Annotated in this window: 22 protein-coding genes; 9 read left to right on the top strand and 13 right to left on the bottom strand. The window is 73.7% G+C overall.

All coding sequences use genetic code 11. The annotated features are described in order from the left end of the window. Nucleotides 1-7: 7 nt before the first annotated feature. Together CRP30_RS20360 and CRP30_RS20355 are read right to left on the bottom strand one after the other, a co-directional pair. Nucleotides 8-322 (bottom strand): DUF4873 domain-containing protein, encoded by a 315-nt coding sequence (locus CRP30_RS20360; RefSeq protein ID WP_097185840.1) that lies wholly within the window; start codon nucleotides 320-322, stop codon nucleotides 8-10. 10 nt (nucleotides 323-332) lie between these two features. Further along, a complete protein-coding gene (locus CRP30_RS20355; protein WP_097185839.1) occupies nucleotides 333-1,019 on the bottom strand; it encodes a TetR/AcrR family transcriptional regulator in 687 nt (228 codons plus the stop codon). A gap of 87 nt (nucleotides 1,020-1,106) precedes the next feature. On the opposite strand from CRP30_RS20355, the gene CRP30_RS20350 reads away from it, so the two are divergent. Further along, the gene (locus tag CRP30_RS20350) at nucleotides 1,107-2,021 is read left to right on the top strand and encodes an AurF N-oxygenase family protein (protein ID WP_097185874.1); all 915 of its coding nucleotides are present in this window, start codon (nucleotides 1,107-1,109) and stop codon (nucleotides 2,019-2,021) included. A 58-nt stretch (nucleotides 2,022-2,079) separates the two neighbouring features. Here CRP30_RS20350 and CRP30_RS20345 read toward each other — a convergent pair whose 3' ends face one another. From CRP30_RS20345 to CRP30_RS20325, 5 genes are all read right to left on the bottom strand, one after another. Further along, nucleotides 2,080-2,868, bottom strand: coding sequence for a TrmH family RNA methyltransferase (locus CRP30_RS20345; RefSeq protein ID WP_097185838.1), 789 nt, complete (start codon nucleotides 2,866-2,868; stop codon nucleotides 2,080-2,082). A 225-nt stretch (nucleotides 2,869-3,093) separates the two neighbouring features. Beyond that, the gene (gene rplT / locus CRP30_RS20340) at nucleotides 3,094-3,483 is read right to left on the bottom strand and encodes a 50S ribosomal protein L20 (protein ID WP_097185837.1); all 390 of its coding nucleotides are present in this window, start codon (nucleotides 3,481-3,483) and stop codon (nucleotides 3,094-3,096) included. Between the two features lie 36 nt (nucleotides 3,484-3,519). Beyond that, complete coding sequence (gene rpmI / locus CRP30_RS20335) at nucleotides 3,520-3,714, bottom strand: 50S ribosomal protein L35 (RefSeq protein ID WP_097185836.1); 195 nt, start codon at nucleotides 3,712-3,714, stop codon at nucleotides 3,520-3,522. 91 nt (nucleotides 3,715-3,805) lie between these two features. Then, complete coding sequence (infC, locus tag CRP30_RS20330; protein WP_097185835.1) at nucleotides 3,806-4,459, bottom strand: translation initiation factor IF-3; 654 nt, start codon at nucleotides 4,457-4,459, stop codon at nucleotides 3,806-3,808. Between the two features lie 337 nt (nucleotides 4,460-4,796). Beyond that, entirely contained in the window at nucleotides 4,797-5,294 is a 498-nt protein-coding gene (locus tag CRP30_RS20325) for a PH domain-containing protein (RefSeq protein ID WP_235003584.1), read from the bottom strand. Nucleotides 5,295-5,358: 64 nt separating this feature from the next. Here CRP30_RS20325 and CRP30_RS20320 point away from each other — a divergent pair, with 64 nt between their 5' ends. The 5 genes from CRP30_RS20320 to CRP30_RS20300 all read left to right on the top strand — a co-directional run bounded on the left by CRP30_RS20320 (nucleotide 5,359) and on the right by CRP30_RS20300 (nucleotide 10,500). Further along, nucleotides 5,359-6,408 (top strand): MBL fold metallo-hydrolase, encoded by a 1,050-nt coding sequence (locus CRP30_RS20320; protein WP_200814878.1) that lies wholly within the window; start codon nucleotides 5,359-5,361, stop codon nucleotides 6,406-6,408. After that, nucleotides 6,387-6,992, top strand: a complete 606-nt coding sequence (locus tag CRP30_RS20315; RefSeq protein ID WP_200814877.1) for a uridine kinase family protein — start codon at nucleotides 6,387-6,389, stop codon at nucleotides 6,990-6,992. The genes CRP30_RS20320 and CRP30_RS20315 overlap by 22 nt, the downstream gene beginning before the upstream one ends. Before the next feature lie 109 nt (nucleotides 6,993-7,101). After that, nucleotides 7,102-7,839 carry a GAF and ANTAR domain-containing protein gene (locus tag CRP30_RS20310; RefSeq protein WP_097185833.1) on the top strand — a complete coding sequence of 246 codons (738 nt, stop codon included), beginning with the start codon at nucleotides 7,102-7,104 and terminating at the stop codon, nucleotides 7,837-7,839. Next, complete coding sequence (locus CRP30_RS20305) at nucleotides 7,839-9,302, top strand: PP2C family protein-serine/threonine phosphatase (protein WP_097185832.1); 1,464 nt, start codon at nucleotides 7,839-7,841, stop codon at nucleotides 9,300-9,302. Before CRP30_RS20310 ends, CRP30_RS20305 begins: the two co-directional genes overlap by 1 nt. A gap of 70 nt (nucleotides 9,303-9,372) precedes the next feature. Beyond that, nucleotides 9,373-10,500: a uroporphyrinogen-III synthase gene (locus tag CRP30_RS20300; protein ID WP_097185831.1), complete on the top strand. Its 1,128-nt coding sequence runs from the start codon at nucleotides 9,373-9,375 to the stop codon at nucleotides 10,498-10,500. On the opposite strand, the gene CRP30_RS20295 is transcribed toward CRP30_RS20300, so the two are convergent. Beyond that, nucleotides 10,472-11,065 (bottom strand): GNAT family N-acetyltransferase, encoded by a 594-nt coding sequence (locus CRP30_RS20295; protein WP_097185830.1) that lies wholly within the window; start codon nucleotides 11,063-11,065, stop codon nucleotides 10,472-10,474. The two genes, CRP30_RS20300 and CRP30_RS20295, sit on opposite strands and share 29 nt — an antisense overlap. 77 nt (nucleotides 11,066-11,142) lie before the next feature. Further along, nucleotides 11,143-12,549 carry an MFS transporter gene (locus CRP30_RS20290; RefSeq protein WP_235003583.1) on the bottom strand — a complete coding sequence of 469 codons (1,407 nt, stop codon included), beginning with the start codon at nucleotides 12,547-12,549 and terminating at the stop codon, nucleotides 11,143-11,145. 146 nt (nucleotides 12,550-12,695) lie between these two features. On the opposite strand from CRP30_RS20290, the gene CRP30_RS20285 reads away from it, so the two are divergent. After that, the gene (locus CRP30_RS20285; RefSeq protein WP_097185870.1) at nucleotides 12,696-13,484 is read left to right on the top strand and encodes a hypothetical protein; all 789 of its coding nucleotides are present in this window, start codon (nucleotides 12,696-12,698) and stop codon (nucleotides 13,482-13,484) included. Nucleotides 13,485-13,769: 285 nt separating this feature from the next. On the opposite strand, the gene CRP30_RS20280 is transcribed toward CRP30_RS20285, so the two are convergent. Further along, complete coding sequence (locus tag CRP30_RS20280; RefSeq protein WP_097185829.1) at nucleotides 13,770-14,558, bottom strand: AraC family transcriptional regulator; 789 nt, start codon at nucleotides 14,556-14,558, stop codon at nucleotides 13,770-13,772. 51 nt (nucleotides 14,559-14,609) lie between these two features. Between CRP30_RS20280 and CRP30_RS20275 the strand changes: the two genes are divergently transcribed. Continuing rightward, complete coding sequence (locus tag CRP30_RS20275) at nucleotides 14,610-15,041, top strand: DUF2000 domain-containing protein (RefSeq protein WP_097185828.1); 432 nt, start codon at nucleotides 14,610-14,612, stop codon at nucleotides 15,039-15,041. Between the two features lie 94 nt (nucleotides 15,042-15,135). Then, complete coding sequence (locus CRP30_RS20270; protein ID WP_097185827.1) at nucleotides 15,136-15,774, top strand: DUF4333 domain-containing protein; 639 nt, start codon at nucleotides 15,136-15,138, stop codon at nucleotides 15,772-15,774. A gap of 7 nt (nucleotides 15,775-15,781) precedes the next feature. Here the strand turns inward: CRP30_RS20270 and CRP30_RS20265 are convergent, their stop codons facing one another. The 3 genes from CRP30_RS20265 to CRP30_RS20255 are packed head-to-tail and all read right to left on the bottom strand — an operon-like array spanning nucleotide 15,782 to nucleotide 21,323. Beyond that, entirely contained in the window at nucleotides 15,782-16,198 is a 417-nt protein-coding gene (locus CRP30_RS20265) for a Rieske (2Fe-2S) protein (protein ID WP_097185826.1), read from the bottom strand. Further along, nucleotides 16,195-18,723, bottom strand: coding sequence for a nitrite reductase large subunit NirB (gene nirB / locus CRP30_RS20260; protein ID WP_097185825.1), 2,529 nt, complete (start codon nucleotides 18,721-18,723; stop codon nucleotides 16,195-16,197). Before nirB ends, CRP30_RS20265 begins: the two co-directional genes overlap by 4 nt. Further along, nucleotides 18,723-21,323 carry a molybdopterin oxidoreductase family protein gene (locus CRP30_RS20255; RefSeq protein ID WP_235003582.1) on the bottom strand — a complete coding sequence of 867 codons (2,601 nt, stop codon included), beginning with the start codon at nucleotides 21,321-21,323 and terminating at the stop codon, nucleotides 18,723-18,725. Before CRP30_RS20255 ends, nirB begins: the two co-directional genes overlap by 1 nt. Nucleotides 21,324-21,331: the final 8 nt, after the last annotated feature.

Genomic DNA, 21,331 nt, shown 5'->3' with positions numbered 1-21,331 from the left:
GCCCGGCTCAGCTCCGGGGCACGCCCTCGCGGTCGCCGTCGAGCAACTCGACCGGGAACGGCGGGCGGCCCCGGCCGCTGATCCGGGTGTTGCCCCACGCGTCGCGCTCGGTCGCCTCGGCCGGCGCGCTGCCGTGCGGCGTCGTCAGCTCCACCACGGCCCGGGCGGGCAGTGCGGTGCGCACCCGGCCGGACCAGACGACGTGCCCGGCGAGCGGATCGAACCGGGCGGCGAGCGCGGCCGCGGCGGTGCGTGGCGGCTCCCCCTCGACCGTGAGGGTGACGTCGCCCTCGTAGCCCTCGGGCTCGTCGTGCTCGCTCATCCCAGGCCGATCAGGCGCGCGGGGGCAGGAGTGCGCCGAGCCCGCCGTCGGCCAGCGCCACCAGCTGCTCCACGAGCTCGGTGGACGGGACCGACCGGGTCGTCGCCCACCAGTGCGACGTCAGCTGCACCATGCCCACGAGCCCGTAGGCCCAGGTGGCCGCCGCGCCCGAGGGCTGACCCGCCGCCTCCATCCGCTCGGCGAACAGTGCCGCCAGCGCGTCGGCGATCCGGTGCTCGGTCGCGGCCACGAGGTCGGCGCGGCCGGAGCGGCCGGTGTGGGCGTAGGCGAAGCGGTAGAGCTCCGGCTCGTCCTCGATCAGGGAGACGAAGGCGGCGATGACGGCCCGCAGCGCGGCCCGGTCGTCCCCGTGCTCGCGGACGATCTCGCCGAGCAGCCGCGGGAGCAGCACGGTGTCCGAGATCCGCTCGAGGACGGCGTCGACCAGCTCGTCCTTGTCGGAGAAGTAGCGGTAGATGACCGTCTTGGAGACCCCGGCGCTGCGGGCGACGTCGTCGACGGCGAAGTCGGGACCGGTGGTCCGGACCGCCTCCACGGCCGCCCCGACAAGGTCCTCGCGGCGCGCCCTGCGGTGCTCGGTCCACCGGGAGCGGCGGCCGTCCTGCGGCGCCGGTTCGGAGGCCGGGGGGACGTCGGCCGGCGGTGGCGCGCCCCGTCCCTCCGCCACCTGTTGCATGTGTTTCACGGTAACAGCTACCTTTCTCCACAGCCGCGTTCGACGACCTGGGGGAGCTCGCCGATGACCGCCACCATTCCGTCCACCATGCCCAGTACGGACACCGGTCAGTCGGGCCGGCGCCCGGTCGATCGACAGGCCCTCTCCACCCGCCTCCTCGGGTCGGCGGCCAAGAAGTCCTACGACCCCGTGGTCGACATCGACTGGGCCGCGCCCATCCCTGATCATCTCTACGGTCTGTCACCCGAATGGTCGACGCTGTACGCCACGCCGTTGTGGGACGGCTTGAGCGAGGACCAGCGGGTCACGCTGACCATCCACGAGTACTGCTCGATCTCCGGCGTGGGCATCTGGTTCGAGTGCCTGCTCATGCAGCTGGTGCTCCGTGACATCTACGGCGAGGACCCGGCCCAGCCGCACGTCCAGTGGGCGCTGACCGAGATCGCCGACGAGTGCCGGCACTCGGTGATGTTCGCCCGCACGGCCGAGACGTTCGGGGCGCCGTCCTACCAGCCGCCGGCGTCGATCCTCCGGCTCGGGAAGGCCTTCGCCGCCAAGGGCGACGGCCCGGCCGTCTACGCCGCGATCCTGGTCGCCGAGGAGATCCTCGACATCTTCCAGCGCGACCTGATGAAGGACGAGCGCGTCCAGCCGCTCACCCGCGCCACGAGCCAGATCCACGTGGTCGAGGAGGCCCGGCACATGCGGTTCGCCCGGGAGGAGATCACCCGCCGGACGCCAGCGCTGTCGACGTGGCAGCTGCGCAGGCACCGGACGGTCGTCGCCGCGGTCGCCGCGATCGTGGCCGAGAACCTGGTGCAGCCGGAGGTCTACGCGTCCGTCGGGCTGGACCCGCGGGAGGCCAGGGCCGCGGCCCGGGCGAACGAGCACTACGCGGGCAAGCTGCGGCACGCCTCGACGGGCCTGGTGGCGTTCCTGCGGGACGTCGGCCTCGTCGGCGGCCCGTCCGAGCTGCTCTGGAGACGCGCGAAGCTCGTCTGACGGCACCGCTGCAGGGGCCCGCCACGAGCCTGTGAGTGGTGGAGGGCAGGGGCCGACCTCAACGTTGCTGCAGCTGGGTCGCGTAGAGGCAGATCGCCGCGGCGGCGGCGAGGTTGAGGCTCTCGGCCCGCCCACGCATGGGGATGCGCACCCGCGCGTCGGCCAGGGCCCCGAGCTCCGCGGGCACCCCTCTGGCCTCGTTCCCGAACAGCCACAGCACCGGACCGGCGAGCCGGTCACCCAGCTCGTCGAGGGCCGCCTCTCCCCCGCCGTCCGCGGCGAGCACCGTGACACCGGCCGCCCGGAGCGCCGGAAGCAGCTCGTCCAGCCGCGCTCCGCGGACGACGTCGACGTGGAAGAGGCTTCCCGCGCTGGCCCGGACCGCCTTGCCCCCGTACGGGTCGGCCGATCCCGCGCCGAAGACCACCGTGCCGGCGCCGCACGCGTCCGCCGTCCGCAAGACCGTGCCCGCGTTGCCCGGATCGGCCAGCTCCGCCAGGGCGACGGACAGCCGGGGTGGCTCCGCGACCAGCGCCGCGGGGTCGACGTCCCGGAGCTCGCAGACGGCCAGGAGACCCTGAGGGGTCACCGTCTCCGACAGGTCGGCAGCGGCCTTGTCGGTGAGGAGCCGGACCGGCACGCGGGTGCCCGCCAGCAGGTCGCGGTGCGCGGCGGCCGCGGACTCGGTGGCGTAGACCTCCCGGAGGCCGTCCGGTTCGGCCAGCGCCTCCACGACGGCCTGCCGCCCCTCGGCGAGGAAGAGGCCGGCGGCGTCGCGGCCGGCCCGCCGGGTCAGCTTGCGCGCCGCCACGATGCGCGCGGAGCGCTCGGTGAGCAGCTCGGCCACGGGACTCCCTTCCTCCGTGCGGCGAGATCGGCGATCTCGTCCCGTTCAGCGTCCCGATGGCGGCGAGATCGCCGATCTCGCCCGGGGGTGACGCCGGGCAGACGGCGACGCCGCCGGTGCCCGCCCCGGAGGACGGACACCGACGGCGTCAGGTGACGTGCTGGAACGGCCACCCTGCAGGGTCCCGCGCCGAGTTCGCGAGGCGTGGGGCAGGGTGGCTCCTCGTCAGGCTGCCTGGGCGCCGGTCGCCTGGGGGTTCGCGGCGAGCGCGGCCCGGGCGGACTCGACCAGCGCGGCGAAGGCGGCCGGCTCGTTCACGGCGAGCTCGGCCAGGACGCGGCGGTCCAGCTCGATGCCGGCCAGCTTGAGGCCCTGCATGAACCGGTTGTAGGTCATGTCGTTGAGCCGGGCCGCGGCGTTGATCCGGGTGATCCACAGCTTGCGGAAGTCGCCCTTGCGCGCCTTGCGGTCACGGTAGGAGTACGTCGCCGAGTGGAGCAGCTGCTCCTTGGCCTTGCGGTACAGCCGCGACCGCTGGCCGCGGTAACCGGCTGCCGCCTCGAGGGTCGTCCGACGCTTCTTCTGGGCGTTGACCGCCCGCTTCACGCGTGCCACGTGAGAGCTCCTGTCTGTAAGTGGGGAAAAGGGCGGTCAGAGACCGAGCAGCTTCTTCATCCGGCTGGTGTCGGCCGGGGACAGCACCCCGATGCCCTTGATCCGCCGCTTGCGCGAGGAGGACTTGTGCTCGAACTTGTGCTGGTTGTTGGTGTGCTCGCGCACCAACTTCCCGGTGCCCGTGACACGGATCCGCTTCGCGGTCCCCTTGTGGGTCTTCTGCTTCGGCATGTCCCTCGTCCTGTTCGTCTGTCGTCGGTGCCCGTCGGCAGCTGGGCTGCCGGACGGGCCCGGCCGTCTCGGTGGTGCGGTGTGCGGCCGCTCAGGCGCTGGGCGCCTGCTCCTCGGCCGCTGGGGTCCCGGAAGCCGTCGCCTTCTCCGCCTTGGCGGTCCGGCGGGCGGCGTCGGTGGCCGCCTGGTTCCGGTGCGGGGCGATCACCATGACCATGTTGCGGCCGTCCTGCTTCGGGTTGGACTCGACGACGCCCAGTTCCTGGACGTCGGCGGCCAGCCGCTGCAGAAGGCGGTAGCCCATCTCCGGGCGCGACTGCTCGCGACCGCGGAACATCACGGTGATCTTGACCTTGTCGCCGCCCTTGAGGAAGCGCTCGACGTGGCCCTTCTTGGTCTCGTAGTCGTGCGGGTCGATCTTGAGGCGCAGCCGCATCTCCTTGATGACGGTGAGCGCCTGGTTCCGCCGGGCCTCGCGGGCCTTCTGGGCGGACTCGTACTTGAACTTCCCGTAGTCCATGAGCTTGCAGACCGGGGGACGCGCCATCGGCGCGACCTCGACCAGGTCGAGCTCGGCGTCCTGTGCCAGGCGCAGTGCTTCGCCGATGGACACGACGCCGACCTGCTCACCCTCGGGTCCGACCAGGCGGACCTCGGGGACGCGGATACGGTCGTTGATGCGGGGCTCGGTGATGGCCTCTCCTCTGCTCTTGCCTGGGAGGAGTCGCTGGCCCGTCCCGGGCACCGGGAAGACGAAGGCCCCGGGAGCATCAGCTCACGGGGCCCACTTCTCCGGTGCGGCACGCGCGAGCGCGTGCGCGACGCGACAACCGACCGGGGCCGGTTCTCGCGATCCGGGGACCTGGACGCCTGGACGGCGTCAGGTGGGAGCGGGCTCCTCTTGGATCAGCGGCCCGGGGCGGGGCCGCTGGTTGGTTCGCGCGCCTCATGTAGCGGGGGGAGGCACGCCCACCCTACAGCGCCCACGCCGCTCCGGTCATTCCCCCCTCGCACCGTGCTGGAGGGGCCACCCCTCAGGGACCCTCGCCGAGCCTGCGAGGTGCGGGAGGAGGGGTCCTTCATCAGTCGTCGTAGAGGAGCGGCGGGCGCACCGGGTCGCTCGCCCGTGCCGAGGCATGGAGCGCCCGCAGGCCCTCGACCGCCCGCACCGCGTGCTCGCCGTCGACCGCCTGCAGGGCCAGGAGCGACACCTCGTCGCCGTTCTCCAGCAGCAGCGAGGCCCACGGCGACTTCGGATCGAAGCGCACGGCCCGCACCGCCTGCCAGGGCAGCTCGTGGTGGACGACGACGTTCCGCACCCGCACGCCGGCGGCGTCGGCGTCGACCCGGGAGCGGCCGAGGAACATGACCCCGGCGGCGAGCACGATGCCGATGCCGGCGAGGGCGACCTGGTCCGACGTCCGGTAGCTGACGACGGTGTTCGTCGTGTCCTTCAGCCCGAGGGCCACGACGACCATCACGGCGACCACGACCGCTCCCAGCAGAGCGAGGAGCAGCCGCATCCGGCGGGGTACGGCCGACACCGTCACGTGGTCGCCGCCCGGTGGAGTTCCCGTCACGCCACCATGGTCCCAGCACCTCGCCGCCGAGTGACCGGCAGCGTGACTGGCAGAGTGCGAGGCCGTGGAGATCACCGGCACCGCCCAGCACGACGCATGGCAGCAGAAGGCGCTGCCGCCGGTCGAGCGGCTGCGCCCCGACCTGTGGTCGATCCCGGTGCCGATCCCCCACAATCCGCTGCGCTACGTCAGCGTGCACGCCTTCGCGCTCGACGGCGGCGGGCTGGGACTGCTCGACGCCGGCTGGGGAAGCGACGAGAGCTGGGCCGCGCTCACCGCCGGCCTCGCCGCGATCGGGGCCGGCGTCGAGGAGGTGCGCGGCGTGCTGGTGACCCACCTGCACTTCGACCACCTCGGTCTCGCGGCGCGCGTCCGGGACGCCTCGGGCGCCTGGATCGCCATGCACCCGGCGGACGCGGCAGCCGTCGCACGCCTGACCGCGGCCGGTGCGCAGGCCATGGTCACCGCGGAGGTGGAGTTCCTGGTCGGGCTGGGTGCGGGCCGCGACGAGGCCGTCTCCGACGTCGGTCCGCCCGAGAACCTGAGGGCCTTCACGCAGATGGCCGTGGCCGACCGCCTCCTGGAGGACGGGGAGCACGCCGACTTCCCGGGGTGGCGCATGCGGGCCGTCCACACACCGGGACACACCCCCGGTCACCTCTGCTTCGCCGAGGAGCGGAGCCGGCTGTTCTTCTCCGGCGACCACGTCCTGCCGCGGATCAGCCCCAACATCTCGACGAGCCCTGGCGGTCTGCCCGATCCGCTCCGGGACTACCTGGACTCCCTGGCCGCCGTCCGTGACCTCGACCCCGCCGAGGTGCTGCCCGCGCACGAGTGGCGCTTCCGCGGCCTGGACGCCCGGGTGGACGCGCTGACCGCGCACCACGAGCAGCGGCTGGCCGAGCTGCTCGGCGCCATCCGCGCCCATCCCGGCTCCACCCCGTGGGACCTGGCCGCCCACCTGACCTGGTCGCGCCCCTGGGAGCAGTACGAGCGGCGGATGCGGATCTTCGCGGTCACGGAGACCGACGCCCACCTGCGGCTGCTCGCCAGCCGGGGGCTCGTCGTCAGCAGCGGCGGTCCGGTGCCGGCATGGACCCTCGCCCTCCGCTGAGGACCGTCGACCTCGCCGACGTCGTCGCCCGGGTCCGGACCGGGCCGGCACGCCTGGGCGGGGTGCGGCTGGTGTCCGTCGACGGCCCCGCCGGCTCCGGCAAGACCACCCTGGCCGGGCGGCTCGCGTCCGCGTTCGGTGAGGACGCCGCCCTGGTGCACGTCGACGACCTCTACGCCGGCTGGACGCTGACCGGTGCCGTCGCCCGGCTCCAGGCCGGTGTGCTGCGGCCGCTGGCCGAGGGCCGGCCGGGCGCCTTCCACGCCTTCGACTGGTCCACCCGCTGGTTCCGGCCCGAGGCGACAGTGGTCCCCGTCCCCCGGGTGCTGCTGATCGAGGGATGTGGCAGCAGTCCCCGCGCGCTGGACGCGTGGACGACGCTGCGGATCTGGGTCGAGGCGCCCGCGGACCTGCGCCTGGCCCGGGGTCTGGCCCGGGACGGCGTCCACCTCACCCCCGAGTGGCGCCGGTGGCAGGGCACCGAGGCCGCGGAGTTCGCGCGCGAGGGCACCCGCGCCCGCGCCGACCTGCACGTGGACGGCAGAAGCGTCGGCGCGGGGACCGGCGTCGCACTCCTGCCCTGACCCGCCCGCTCGGCGATGTTTACCGAGACCCCGGGATGCGCAGGCAGCTGAGGGGCGCGTCGATCGAAGACACGGTGGAGCGGCGCCCTCGTGCCGAACAGGACCCGCCGTGACCGGGAAGCGTCTCTCCGACCAGCACCTCCCCCTGACCGACGAGCTCGCCGGTGTCGTCGCCCGCATGTCGGGCCTGCTCCTGACCCACGAGACGGTGGAGACCGCCCTCGGCCTGCTCAGCGCACTGGCCCACGAGACCGTCCACGGCGCCTCCGGCGCCGGTGTCTCCACGATGGTCGGCGGGCGCCGGGTGTCGTCGGGCTCCACCGACGACCGGGTGCGCCAGGCCGACGCCCTCCAGTACGAGCTGGACGAGGGCCCCTGCCTGGCCGCCTTCTCGGGGCGCGAGGTGGTGCGCGTCGACGACCTGACCCGGGACCGGCGCTGGCCCCGTTGGGCGGAGGCGACGGTGCCGTTGGGCTTCCGCGCCACGCTCAGCGCCCCCCTCGTCGCCGGCGACACGTCGTTGGGCGCCATCAAGGTCTACGCCGACACGCCGGGCGCCTTCGACCCGCGCAGCGAGCAGCTCCTGAGCCTGTTCTCCGCCCAGGCCGCCGTCCTCGTGGCGAACGTCCAGGCCTACGACCGCGCGAAGCGGCTCAGCGACGGCCTGCGCGAGGCGGTGCGGGGCAGGGACGTCGTCAACATGGCGAAGGGCGTGCTCATGGGGCGCAGCAACCTCGACGAGGACGCCGCCGTGACGGTGCTGATCAGGAACGCCCAGCGGGACGGGACCACGGTCGCCGCCGCCGCCGAGGCCGTCGTCGAGTCCACCGCTCGACGCCGACGGTGATGGCCAGGCCCGAACGGATCCCGCCCGAGGGGCTCCGGCGGTCGGCGCTCCGCGCCGCGATGGACTTCGCCGGCCTGTCGCCGGAGCAGCTCTGGATGCGTTACTTCGGTCTGGGCGGCCACGCGGACCTGGTGGACCTGGACGCCCACATCACCGGCCTGCTGTCGCTGCCTCCGGCCCAGGCGGACGTGCTGGCCCACGCCATCAACGAGTACCTGGACGAACTGGTCGCCCAGCACCGGGTCCCCTACCACCGGTCCAGCCAGGGGAGCCGGCCGACCGGCCCGCTCACGGCCCTCGTGAGCCTCCTCCTGGCCGCCGGCTCCGCACCTCCGGAGCAGCTGCCCGCACTCGCCGCTGCGGCGGGGCGGGCCCTCGGCGTGGAGGTGACCGTGCACCTCGTCGACCACGAGCAGCACGCCCTGGTGCAGCTGCCCGGTGCCGAGGGCGGCGGGCCGGCACGGTCGGCTCTGGACAACAGCATGGCGGGGCGCGCGTTCCGCACCACCCAGATCGTCGCCTCCGACCGCGACACCCGTCCCCGGCTGTGGGTGCCGGTGCTCGACGGCGCCGACCGGCTCGGAGTCCTGGGGGTGGACCTCGCCGACCCGTCCGACCTGTACGACCCCGCCCTGCGCCAGCACTGCTCCTGGCTGGCCAGCATGCTCGGCCACCTGGTCGCGTCGATGGAGCCGTACGGCGACGAGCTCGGACGCCCGCGGCGCAACCGCCCCATGACTCCCTCCGCCGAACTCCTGTGGCAGCAGCTACCGCCCCTGACGGCGGCCACCGACGCATTCCAGCTGGCCGGGATGCTCGAGCCGAGCTACGACACGGGCGGCGACGCGTTCGACTACGCCCTCTCCGCGACCACGGTGTCCCTGGGCATCTTCGACGCCGTGGGGCACGGCATGCCCGCCGCGCTCATGGCCGCCGGCGCCCTGGCGGGGTACCGCAGCGCCCGACGCGACGCCCGGGGCGTCTTCGACCAGGCGCGAGCCATCGACGACGTGATCGCCGCCAGCTTCCCGGGCAGCGCCTTCGTCACGGGCGTGCTGGCCGAGGTGGACGTCTCGTCGGGCCGGCTGCGCTACATCAATGCCGGCCATCCTCCGCCGCTGCTGCTGCGGGGCGGCAGGGTGGTCAAGGAGCTGACCGGGGGGCGGCGGGTGCCCTTCGGGCTGGAGGCGTCCGGGCTGACCGTCGCCGAGGAGCCGCTCGAGCCCGGCGACTGGCTGTGCCTCTACACCGACGGGATCGCGGAGGCCCGGGACGCGGCCGGCGCGTGGTTCGGCGAGGCACGGCTGCTGGACTTCCTGACGCGGGAGATCGCCTCGGGCCAGACGGCGCCCGAGACGGTGCGACGGCTCACCGAGGCGGTGCTGCGGCACCAGGGCGGGCTCCTCCAGGACGACGCGACGGTCCTCCTGGCCCGCTGGACCCACGCCGACGCGCCGGGGTAGCCCACCGGCGGTGCGCGGCCCGTGTCCGCCCCGACACACGATCGCAACGCGGACGCCCCACCATGGAGAGGTGACCGACACCGCGACGAGGTCCGAGGCGGACGCCGATCCCGTGCCGTTGGCCGGCTACACGGTCGCGGTCACGGCCGCCCGCCGCAAGGAGGAGCTCGGCGCCCTCCTCGACCGCCGGGGTGCGCGGGTCCTCTACGCGCCGGCCATCAGGATCGTGCCGCTCGCCGACGACGCCGAGCTGGTCGCCGCCACGCGCGAGGTGCTCGACCGGCCCGTCGACCTCGTCGTCGCGACCACCGGCGTCGGGTTCCGCGGCTGGCTGGAGGCGGCCGACGCCTGGGACCTGCCGCTGGTCGAGCACCTGCGGACCGCGCGCGTGCTGGCCCGGGGGCCCAAGGCCCGCGGCGCGATCCGCGGCGGCGGGCTGGTGGACGCCTGGTCACCGGAGTCCGAGTCGTCGGCGGAGGTGCTCTCGCACCTGCTGTCGGGCGCCGAGGGACCGCTCGCGGGAAGGCGGGTCGCCGTCCAGCTGCACGGCGACCCGCTGCCCGATCTGGTCGCCGGCCTCCGGGCGGCGGGCGCGGACGTCCTCACCGTCCCGGTCTACCGCTGGGTGCTGCCCGAGGACGTGACCCCGGTGCGCCGGCTGGTGGCCACCATCGCTGCCGGCGGGGTCGACGCGGTCACCTTCACCAGCGCGCCGGCGGCGGCGAGCCTCCTCGGCGTCGCCGCGGAGCTCGGCCGGAGGGACGACGTCGTCACGGCGATGAACGGGCGGGTGCTGGCCGTCGCCGTCGGGCCGGTGACCGCCGGGCCGCTCGACGCCGCCGGGATCCCGTCCGCCCAGCCCGAGCGGGCCCGCCTCGGCGCCCTGGCGCGCGAGGTGGTGGCGCGGTTGCCCGAGCGGGACCCCGTGCTCCAGCTCGGCGCGCACACGCTGCAGGTGCGGGGCCACGCCGCCGTGCTGGACGGCCGGTTGATCGAGCTCGCTCCCGGGGCGATGGCGGTGCTCCGCGAGCTGGCCCGGCGCCCCGGCCACGTGGTACCGCGCACCGATCTGGTCGCCTCGCTGCCCGGTGGCGGCGACGGGCACGCCGTCGAGATGGCGGTGACCCGTCTGCGCGCCGCCCTCGGCGCACCGGTCGTGGAGACCGTGGTCAAGCGCGGCTACCGGTTGGCGCTCTGAGGTCGAGCCGCATCAGGACACGGGGGAATCCGTTGATCACCGACCCGGTGTCGGCCGCCTTGGTGAAGCCCGCCCGCTCGAACAGCGCCCGCGTCCCGACGTAGGCCATCGTCAGGTCGACCTTCCGTCCCTCGTTGTCGACCGGATAGCCCTCCACCGCCGGTGCCCCCCGGCCCCGGGCGAAGGCCACGGCCCCCTCGACCAGGGAGTGCGCGATGCCCTGTCCGCGGTGCCCCGGACGCACGCGGACGCACCACAGCGACCAGACATCGAGGTCGTCGACGTGCGGGATCCGCCGGTTGCGCGCGAAGGAGGTGTCGGCGCGCGGGTGGATCGCCGCCCAGCCCACGACCTCGTCGCGGTCGTAGGCCAGCACGCCCGGGGGCGGGTCCTCCCGCACCAGCTGCCGCACGCGCTCACCCCGCGCCGGCCCCTGCAGCGCGAGGTTCTCCTTCGACGGGACCCGGTAGCTGAGGCACCAGCACACGTTGGCGTCCGGTCGCTTGGGTCCGACCATGGTCGCGACGTCGTCGAAGCTGGTGGCCGGCCGCACCTCGATCGCCATGCCGGCATCCTGGCAGCGTTCGGCCCCGTCCAGAGGCTCGCCGCGAGCGTGCGAGCGGTGAGGAGGACGGGGTCCTCTCAGACGGCGCCGTGCAGCGCCCGCGGCCGGAGGTAGACGACCCAGGTGACGACGACGCAGACGACGTAGAAGGCGATGAACACGAGGTAGGCGGAGTCGCCGGTGCCGGTGGTCATGAAGGACTGCCGGAAGGCCAGGTTGACCAGCACCCCGCCGAACGCTCCGACGGCGCCCGCGATGCCGATCAGCGCCCCGGACATCCGCAGCGCCCTGCGGTCCGCGGCGACCGGGTCGCCACCGGCGGCCACCGCCTGCAGCGCCTGCGACCGGAAGATCGCCGGGATCATCTTGTAGGTCGAGCCGTTCCCGATGCCGCTGAGTACGAACAGCAGGACGAAGCCGACGACGAACAGTGGCAGGGACTCCAGCTGGCTCGCCGTCCAGACGACCCCGGCGCCCAGCGCCATCGCGACGAAGTTCCAGCAGGTGATCCGCGCGCCGCCGAACCGGTCGGCCAGCGAGCCGCCGATCGGCCGGATCAGCGAGCCCAGCAGCGGCCCCAGCCAGGTGAGCGACGCGGCGGCCAGGGGCGTGGCGAACGACTCGGCAAACTGGTTCTGCAGCACCTGCCCGAAGGCGAAGCCGAAGCCGATGAACGAGCCGAAGGTCCCGATGTAGAGGAAGGACATGATCCAGGTGTGCGACTCGCGGGTCGCCTCCCGCATGGCGCGGGGCTGGTTGCGCGCCGTCGTCAGGTTGTCCATGACCAGCGCCGCACCGACGGCGGCGACCACGATCAGCGGGATGTAGGCGAAGAGGATCACCCGTGGGTGATCCACGCCCACGGTGGCCAGCACCAGCAGGCCCACGAGCTGCACGACGGGGACGCCGAGGTTGCCCCCGCCGGCGTTGAGGCCGAGCGCCCAGCCCTTCAGCCGGTCGGGGTAGAACGCGTTGATGTTGGCCATCGAGCTGGCGAAGTTGCCGCCCCCGACGCCGGCGAGGCACGAGACGACGAGCAGCGTCGTGAAGGACACCCCCGGCTCCAGCACGACGGCGGTGGCGATCGTCGGGATCAGCAGCAACGCGGCGCTGATGATCGTCCAGTTCCGGCCGCCGAACTTCGCGACGGCGAACGTGTAGGGCAGCCGCACGAAGGCCCCGAGCGCCGTGGGCAGCGTGGTGAGCAGGAACTTCCCGGCCGGGTCGATGCCGAAGACCGCCTCGGGCAGGAACAGCACCAGCACCGACCACAGGCTCCAGATCGAGAAGCCGATGTGCTCGGAGAAGATCGAGAAGAACAGGTTCCGGCGCGCGACCGGCTTGCCGGTCGATTCCCAGAACTCCGGCTCCTCGGGGCGCCAGTCGTCGATCCACTTGCCCCTGCGCCCCGACGGCGGCGCTGGTGGCGCGGCGACCGTGGTGTCGGTCGGCATCGTCTGGTCGGGGCGGGTGGGTGCGGCCATGCGAGGACGGTCGCAACGGACGGTTTCGCCGGCGTCGCTCGCACGCTGAACTCGTGTTCCGTTCTGCTCACCGCAGGTGCCCCGGTGTGGTGAGGGACCCGGTTCCCGGCGTGCAGGTGGCCGCCCGGACGGACGAAGATCACCCGGTGACCGCATCCGAGCAGACGTCGACGGGCCGCGACCTCATCGAGGCCGGCACCCCCGTCGCCGGATCCATGAGCCGCGCCGCCGCCACCGTGGTGTTCGACCCGGCGGCGGCCATGGTGAAGGTGGACCACCGGTTCGCGGCCTGCCTGTCCGCGGCCGCCGACGAGGCCGCCGGCCTGCGGATCCCTCGCGAGCGGGTCCGCGCCGGCGCCGTCCTGGCCTTCGCCGTGGAGTACGCGGCGACGCTGCACCGCAACGGGCGGCCGGCCCGCACCGACGGTTGGTTCGACGAGCGGCCCGGCAACCGCCCCGCTGCCCACGAACTGGCGGAGGCGGTCCTCGCCGCCGCCCGCAGGTCCACCGAGGAGCGGCGGGTCCGGCACCTGGGCTACCTGCTCGCCGAGGTGGCAGTCTCCCCCGACGTCGACCTGGACCTGGCCGGCCGGGCGCTGCGGCTGGCGGAGGTCTCGAGCTGGCGACAGCTCGCGATCCTGGCGGCGGTCGGCCGCCGGGAGCGGGTGCCGCTGCCGATGGCTCCGCTGGAGGACGAGCCGCGCGCCTGGACGGCCTGGGGCGCCCGGGAGGACGTCACCGACCTGCAGGTTGCCGGCCTGCTGGCCCCGCCGGTGGGCGCCGCACGTCCGGGCGCCACGCTGCCGAGGCTCCGGACCGCGGACCTGCGGCTCACCCGCCGCGGCGTGCTCGTGCACCGGCTCCTGGTGCTGGACCTGCTGCACGAGGACGCGGTCGTCGCGGCGCTGCGGGACCTGGGTCTGCCCCGCAGCTGACCCCGCTCCGAATCGTTACGGATTCGTTGCCGCGGACTGTCATCCTTTCCGCCCCTCCGGAGCGTCTTACCTGCAGGGGGCCAGCGAGGGGAGCCAGCATTGGTCGAGAGCCACGGCACGTCCGCCGACACCGCATCGGTGATCGCTGCCCGACAGCTGGCCGAGGATGCGCACCGGCGGCGGTTGCCCGCCGACCTGAAGCGCCGCCGCCGCCGGCCCCTGGTCGTTCCTCCGCTCCCCGCCGCGCGGCACGAGACCGCACCCGAATGACCTGACCGCGGACCGTCAGCCGGCCGAGCGGGCGTAGGCCACCGGTGTGGTGCCGAGCATCCGGCGGAAGTGGCGGGTCAGGTGCGGCTGGTCGACGAACCCCGCAGCGACCGCCACCTCGGCGGCCGGCATCCCGTCGAGGAGCAGCCGCCTGGCCAGGTCGATGCGCCGGCCGGTGAGGTACCGGTGCGGCGGCAGCCCGTGCCGGCGGGTGAACGCCCGGACGACGTGGGTCGGGTGCACCCCGAACAGAGCGGCGGTGTCGTCGAGCCGCAGCCCGTCGACCACCCGGGCGTCCAGCAGCTCCCGCACCCGGTCGGCCAGCACGTCGTCCCGCACGACCGCGGGCCGGTCGACCGTGCGGTCCAGGTGCTGGGCCAGCCGCTCGAGCACGAGGGCGAGCCGGCTCTGCGCCTCGAGGTCCTCGGTGTGCGGGCGCAGCGCGGCATGCAGCCCGGAGATGCGATCGCGCAGCAGCCGGTCGGCGATCGCGGGCCGATCCACCGCGGGGCCGACCCGTCCCGTGCCGAGCGTCCCCGGCTCCAGGTACAGCACCCGCTTCCGGAAGCCGCCGGGGAACCGCGAGCGGCCGTCGTGCGGGACACCCGGCGGGAGCAGCGTCACCGCGGCCGGGGAGGCGCCGTGGGCGTGCCGGTCGAGCTCGTAGTGCACGGCACCGTCGTCGACGAGGAGCAGCGTCCACGCGTCGTGGGTGTGCGGCGGGTAGACGTGGTCGGTGAACGAGGCGTGGAAGACCTCGGTCAGACCGGGGACGGCCGGATGCCAGGCCACCACCTCGCTCACGGTCAGGAACGTACAAGACCTGGGGGCACTGCGGCTCCCACGCTGACCGGCATGGACACCCCTGACGAGCCGCCCCGCTGGGCCACCAAGATCGCCGTCCTCCTCCGCTCCGATCTCGCCCCGTGGCAGGCGCTGAACGTCACCGCGTTCCTGGTCAGCGGGATCACCGCGTCCGGACCGGAGCTGGTCGGCGAGCCGTACGAGGACGCCGACGGCACCGGCTACCTGCCGATGCTGCGCCAGCCGGTGCTCGTGCTCACCGGCCCGGCCGAGCTGCTCGGCACCGCCCGCACCCGGGCCCTCGACCGTGGGCTGCGGCCTGCTGTCTTCACCGCCGAACTGTTCGCGACCCCCGGTGACATGCAGAACCGGGCCGCGGTCCGCGCGGTCGCGGGCGCCGAGCTGGACCTGGTCGGGCTGGCCGTGCACGGTCCGAAGAACGCCGTCGACAAGGTGATGAAGGGCGCGGTGATGCACCCCTGAGCGCGGGCTCAAGTGCGCCCCAAGTGCATCCAAGCCGTCCGTAAGCGCCTCCCGTCATGGTCGTCCCCGACCGCACTCGACGAGGAGAACCCCGATGGCCCACCAGACCCACCCCACCCCGCCTTCCGGCCCGTCCGCCCCGCAGTACGCCCCGCAGTACGGCCCGCCGGCCGGCGGCTACGCGCCGGCGCCGGTGCGGCGCAGGCGCACGGGTGCCGTCGTCGGCGGCATCATCGCCGCGGTGGTGGTGCTCGGTGGACTCGTCGTCGGTGCCCTCGTCTGGTTCGGCGGCAGCTCCCTGGACATCGCCGAGGCCGAGCGGCAGATCGGGCGGCTGACGGCGGAGCAGACCGGCGTCGCACCGACCGACGTCTCCTGCCCGGCGGACGTCGAGGCCGAGGCGGGGGCGACGTTCACCTGCACCGCGGCCCTGGAGCACCAGCCGATCTCCTTCACCGTCACGCAGACCGACGACGAGGGCAACGTGCAGGTCGACAGCGACAACACCTTCGTCCACGTGGACGTCGTCGAGGCGTCGCTGGACGAGCAGCTGGGAGAGCTGGCCGGCGTCCCGGTCATCAGCACCTGCGACACCGGCGGGCACTCCGTCCTCGTGGACGCCGTCGGCACGCCGATCCCCTGCTTCGTCGACAACGCCGCGGACGCGACGGACACCATCGAGGTCGTCGCGACGGTCGACGAGAGCGGCGCGGTGTCCTACGACCTGGCGTGACCGCCGACTAGACCTCGACCAGCAGGGCCCCGTCGACCTCCCGCACCGGGAAGAGCCGGATCGGCGGGGCCCCGTTGGTCGAGGCGCCGTCGGACCACTTGTAGGCGTAGAGGTGCAGTGGGCACACCAGCACGTTCAGGTCGGTCTGCCCGTCCGCCAGCGGTCCGCCGGCGTGTGGGCAGGCCGCCTGCGTGGCGTGCAGGGACCCGTCCCGCAGTCGGAAGACGGCGATCTGCGTGCCACCGGCGACGAACGCCCGCCCCTCCCCCGGCGGGATCTCGCTGACCCGGCCGACGACGTGCTCGACGCCCCGGCCGGGCGCTGCGGTGTTCGGAGCCGTCTCGGTCGCCGGGGTGCCGAGCTCGGTCCCCTCGGTCGTCGGGTGTGCCGTGTCGTAGGTGCTGTCGGCATGCGTGACGCTCATCGGACCGGCACCTTCGGCAGGGGGATCAGGGGCAGCGCGGGGCGGAACTGGCCGGGCGTGGCCGGCTGCTTGCCGTCCTGGCCCCAGGGGTCGACGTAGGCGTCGATGGACCTCTGCATGCCTTCGTCGAGGTCGGCGACGATGCCCTCACTGTCCTCCAGGAGCACCGCCTTGATCGTCTCCAGCCCGATGCGGGGCACGAAGTCGTAGGTTCGTTCCAGCCAGTTCGCGTTCTCGCGGTAGTACTGCATGAACCGACCGGCCAGGGTGATCACGGCCTCCGGTGAGTCGACGGTGGCCAGCAGATCGCCCTTGCGGATCGTCGCCCCGGCGGCGCCGCCGACGTACACCTCCCACTTGCCGTTGCCGACCGCGACGACCCCGACGTCCTTCACGTAGGCCTCGGCGCAGTTGCGCGGGCAGCCGACGACGGCGAGCTTCATCTTCGCCGGGCTCTCGATGCCCTGGAACCGGGTCTCGAGGTCGATGCCGAGCTGGGTGGAGTCGCCCAGCCCGAACCGGCAGAAGTCGCTGCCCACGCAGGTCTTCACCGTGCGGAAGCTCTTGCCGTACGCGTAGCCCGACGGCATGCCGAGGTCGTCCCACATCGCGGGCAGGTCCTCCTTGCGGACGCCGAGCAGGTCGATCCGCTGGCCGCCGGTCACCTTCACCATCGGCACCTCGTACTTCTCGGCGACGTCGGCGATCTTCCGCAGCTGGGCCGGCGTGGTGACGCCGCCCTTCATCTGCGGGACGACGGAGAACGTGCCGTCCCGCTGGATGTTGCCGTGCACCCGGTCGTTGATGAACTTGGCGTCGTTCTCCTGCTCGTAGTCGCTGCCCCAGACCATCCGCAGCAGCGACGTCAGGCCCATCTTCGACTTCGCGTCCTCCTGCCCGCCCGGTGCCAGCGCGGCGAACACGGCGGAGACGCTGCGCAGGTCCTGCTCGCGGATCGCCGTCATGAGCTGCGGCTTGGCCATCGGGATGCCCGGCACGTACCAGGACGCGGACTCGTCCTCGGTGACGTCGCCGTCGGCGGCCCACTCGACGATCTGCTTGACCAGCGACTTGCAGGAGCCGCAGCCCTTGCCGGCGCGGGTCCGGTCCATGACGGCGCCGACGCTGGTGCAGCCGTCGGCCACGGCGCCGCAGAGGTCGCCCTTGGAGACGCCGTTGCAGTTGCAGACCTGGCTGTCGGCCGGCATCTCGGCGACGCCGACCTCCTCGGCGCCGTCGGAGAGGTCGACGAGCAGCCGGATGCGCTCCTCGGGCAGCGGCGCGCCGCGGTCGAAGGCCTGGGTCAGGAACGCGACCTTGCGGGTGTCGCCCAGCAGCGTCGCGCCGACGAGCTTGTCGTCGCGGATGACCACCGAGAGGTGCACGCCGCGCTTGGGCTCGGAGATCACCAGGAACTCGTCGTCGTCCCGTTCCGGCGTGTTGATGCCCATGACGGCGACGTCGACCCCGGCGACCTTGAGCTTCGTCGCCGTCCGGCTGCCGTGGTACTCGGCGTCGGGGTCGGTGCCGGTGAGGACGTCGGCCAGCACCTTGGCGTGCTCCCACGCCGGGGCGACCAGGCCGTACACCTCGCCGCGGTGCTGGGCGCACTCGCCGATGGCGTAGATGTCGGGGTCGTCGGTCCGCAGCTGGTCGTCGACGATGATCGCCCGCTCGACCTCGAGCCCGGACCGGACGGCGACGTCGGTGTGCGGGCGCACGCCGGCGGCGACGACCAGCAGGTCCGCCTCGATCTGCCGGCCGTCGGCGAGGAGGACGCCGCGGACGCGGTCGTCGCCGATGACCTCGCTGGCGAAGACGTCGAGATGGACGGTGATCCCGAGGGACTCCACGCTCTTCTTCAGGATCGCCCCGGCCTCGGGATCGAGCTGCGCGTTCATCAGGTAGGGCGCGGCGTGCACGAGCTCGACGTGCAGGCCGTGGCCGTGCAGCGCCCGAGCTGCCTCCAACCCGAGCAGGCCGCCACCCATGACGACGGCCCGGGTGCAGCTGCCGGTCGCGGCCAGCATGGCCCGGGTCTCGTCGATGGTGCGGAACCCGTAGACGCCTGGCAGCAGTCCGCCGTCGTCGGCACGTACGCCCTTCATCGGTGGGATGAAGGAGTAGCTGCCGGTGGCCAGGACGAGGTGGTCGTACGGAGTGGCGGTGCCGTCGCCGGAGTAGACGACCTTGGCGGCGGTGTCGATGCGCTCGACCCGGACGCCGGCCCGGAGGTGCACGCCGTTGTCGGCGTACCAGTCGTGGCTGTTGAGGACGATGTCGTCCTCGTGCTCCTCCCCCGCCAGGACGGGCGAGAGCATGATCCGGTTGTAGTTGCCGTGCGGCTCGTCGCCGAAGACGGTGATCCGGAACTGCTCCCCGCCGCCGCGCTCGAGCAGCTCCTCGACGAAACGGGCGCCGGCCATGCCGTTGCCAACCACCACCACGCGGCCCCGGGTGTCCAGTTCGTCGTCCATGTGCAGGACGGTGAGGCCCTGCGGGCGCCCGCCGAGGATGGCCGTCATCAGACCTCCACCAGCCCGAGGTCGACCACGAGCTCGCCGGTGACGCCCTCGGGCGCCGCCGCGTGCAGCTCGACCACCGTGCCGCCGGTCAGGTCCTCGACCACCCGCAGGGGCACGTGCACGTCGCCCTTGGCGCCGATGGGGAACCAGCGCATCGGCTCGCCGTCGCGCACGAGCAGGACGTAGACCAGCTCGCCGGTGGAGTTGCCGCCCCGGAAGTACAGGGCCTGCGCCGACTGCCCCTGCGGGACGGTGTAGCGCAGCGCGGCGTCGACCGGGCCGGGCTTGGAGAGGCCCTCGCCGGTGATCGGGAAGACGCCTTGCAGGAAGCGTGGGGTGCTCTTCACGCGGGTGCTCCTCTTCCGGGTGGGATGGCGCGGTTCGGGGGTAATCGGCAGGTGGTGGTCTCGCGGCTGCGGCTGGAGCGCGGCCGGTGGCGGTGCGATGAGCTCGGCGGGGCCCTCGACGCGGGCGACGGCGACCGCGCAGACCTTGAACGCCGGCATCTTCGACGTGGGGTCCAGCGCGTCGGCGTCGGTGAGGGCGTTGGCGCTGGAGCCCCCGCCCCAGTGGAAGGGCACGAAGACGACGTCGGGGCGGATCGCGTCGGTGACCAGCGCGTGGAAGCGGGCCCGTCCGCGGCGGGTGGTTAGCTCGACGACGTCGTCCGGCCCGATGCCCAGTCGGCGGGCGAGGTCCGGGTGCAGCTCGGCGCGCGGCGTGGGCGCCACCATCTGCAGGCTTCGGGTGCGCCGTGTCTGCGTGCCGGACTGGTACTGGGCCAGGACCCGCCCGGTGGTGAGGACGTAGGGGTACTCGTCGTCGGGGCGCTCGTGGGCGTCCACGTGCTCCACGCGGACGAACCGCGCCCGGCCGTCAGGGGTGGCGAACCGCTCGGCGAACAGCCTCGGCGTCCCGGGGTGCGCCGTGCCGTCCGGAGTGTCCGGGCAGGGCCAGAACACGCCCTGCTCGTCGTCGATGCGCCGGTAGCTGATGCCGGAGTAGTCGGCCACTCCCCCGGCGCTGGCCCGGCGGAGCTCCTCGAACACCGTCTCCGGGTCGCCGCTGAAGTGCTGCCCCGCTCCGAGCCGGTCGGCCAGGGTGGCCAGCAGCTGCAGGTCGTCGGGCACGCCCGGGGGCGGGTCGAGCGACCGCCGCCGGCGGATGACCCGGCCCTCGACGTTCGTCATCGTCCCGTCCTCCTCCGCCCACATGGCGCTGGGCAGGACGACGTCGGCGAGCTCGGCGGTCTCGGAGAGGAAGAAGTCGCTGACGGCCAGGAAGTCCAGGTCGCCCAGCCGGCGGATGACCCGCCGGGCGTCGGGTGCGCTGACCGCGACGTTGGAGGCGAGCACCAGCAGGGTCCGAACACCGCCGTCGGTGCCGAGCGCGTCGAGCAGCTCGAAGGCCGACCTCCCGGGTGCGGGCAGGTCGTCGGGATCGATCCCCCAGACGGCGGCGACGTGCGCCCGTGCGGCCGGGTCGCGCAGGGAGCGGTAACCGGGCAGCTGGTCGGCCTTCTGGCCGTGCTCGCGGCCGCCCTGCCCGTTGCCCTGCCCGGTGACGGTGCCCCAGCCGCTGCCCGGCCGGCCCGGCAGTCCCAGCGCGAGGGCCAGGTTGATGTACGCCTGGGCGGTGTCGGTGCCGCTGCGGTGCTGCTCGGCGCCACGCGCGGTCAGCACGATCGCTCGCTCCGCCCGGGCGAGGGCGAAGACCGTGCGCCGCTGGTCGGCGACGGGTACGCCGGTGAGTCGTTCGACCCGGTCGGGCCAGTAGGCCGCCACCCCGGCGCGGACCTCGTCGAAACCGCTGGTGCGGGCGGCGACGTACGCCTCGTCGACCAGCCCCTCCGCGAGGGCGATGTGCAGCAGTCCGTTGGCCAGGGCGAGGTCGGTGCCCGGCAGCGGCTGCAGGTGCAGGGCCGCGCTCCGGGCGGTGGCCGTGCGCCGGGGGTCGACGACGACGTGCTGGGCTCCGCGCTCCCGGCCGGCGTCGAAGTACTGCATCGCCGGCGGCATGGTGTCCGCCGGGTTGCTGCCCACCAGCACGACGACGTCGGCCGCGGCGATGTCGGCGAGCGGGAAGGGCATCCCCCGGTCCAGCCCGAACGCCCGGTTGGCGGCGCCCGCGGCCGAGGACATGCAGAAGCGGCCGTTGTAGTCGATGGCGCTGGTGCGCAGCGCGACCCGGGCGAACTTCCCGAACTGGTAGGCCTGCTCGTTGGTCAGCGACCCGCCGCCGAAGCAGCCGACGGCGTCGCGCCCGTGCACGCGCTGGGTGCGCTCGATGGCGTCGACCAGCCGGCCCAGTGCGTCGTCCCACGTGGCCTCGACCAGCGGACTGGTGCGGTCACCCGGGATGCTCCGGACGAGCGGGCGGAGCAGCCGCTCGGGATGGTCGAGCAGCTCGGTCGAGGACCAGCCCTTGGAGCACAACCCGCCCCTGTTGGTCGGGAAGTCGGCGGGGACGAGGGTCGCCGGCCGGTCCCCGGCGGTCACCTCCATCCCGCACTGCAGCGAGCAGTACGGGCAGTGCGTCAGCGTCGTCCGCGTCGTCCCGGCACGGCGGGCCGGGGACTCGGGCGACACGGCGGCGGGCACGCGTCCGA

This window comes from Blastococcus haudaquaticus (assembly GCF_900230285.1).
GTDB lineage: Bacteria > Actinomycetota > Actinomycetes > Mycobacteriales > Geodermatophilaceae > Blastococcus_B > Blastococcus_B haudaquaticus.
The sequence above is the reverse complement of the archived record's forward strand: the minus strand, read 5'-3'. Positions and strand labels throughout refer to the sequence as shown.

Excerpts from the sequence above, each read along its gene's own strand:
- CRP30_RS20360 (WP_097185840.1), bottom strand. The coding sequence starts at position 322 with ATGAGCGAGCACGACGAGCCCGAGGGCTACGAGGGCGACGTCACCCTC.
- CRP30_RS20355 (WP_097185839.1), bottom strand. The coding sequence starts at position 1,019 with ATGCAACAGGTGGCGGAGGGACGGGGCGCGCCACCGCCGGCCGACGTC.
- CRP30_RS20350 (WP_097185874.1), top strand. The coding sequence starts at position 1,107 with ATGCCCAGTACGGACACCGGTCAGTCGGGCCGGCGCCCGGTCGATCGA.
- rpmI (WP_097185836.1), bottom strand. The coding sequence starts at position 3,714 with ATGCCGAAGCAGAAGACCCACAAGGGGACCGCGAAGCGGATCCGTGTC.
- CRP30_RS20315 (WP_200814877.1), top strand. The coding sequence starts at position 6,387 with ATGGACCCTCGCCCTCCGCTGAGGACCGTCGACCTCGCCGACGTCGTC.
- CRP30_RS20305 (WP_097185832.1), top strand. The coding sequence starts at position 7,839 with ATGGCCAGGCCCGAACGGATCCCGCCCGAGGGGCTCCGGCGGTCGGCG.
- CRP30_RS20295 (WP_097185830.1), bottom strand. The coding sequence starts at position 11,065 with ATGGCGATCGAGGTGCGGCCGGCCACCAGCTTCGACGACGTCGCGACC.
- CRP30_RS20290 (WP_235003583.1), bottom strand. The coding sequence starts at position 12,549 with ATGGCCGCACCCACCCGCCCCGACCAGACGATGCCGACCGACACCACG.
- CRP30_RS20275 (WP_097185828.1), top strand. The coding sequence starts at position 14,610 with ATGGACACCCCTGACGAGCCGCCCCGCTGGGCCACCAAGATCGCCGTC.
- CRP30_RS20270 (WP_097185827.1), top strand. The coding sequence starts at position 15,136 with ATGGCCCACCAGACCCACCCCACCCCGCCTTCCGGCCCGTCCGCCCCG.
- CRP30_RS20265 (WP_097185826.1), bottom strand. The coding sequence starts at position 16,198 with ATGAGCGTCACGCATGCCGACAGCACCTACGACACGGCACACCCGACG.
- nirB (WP_097185825.1), bottom strand. The coding sequence starts at position 18,723 with ATGACGGCCATCCTCGGCGGGCGCCCGCAGGGCCTCACCGTCCTGCAC.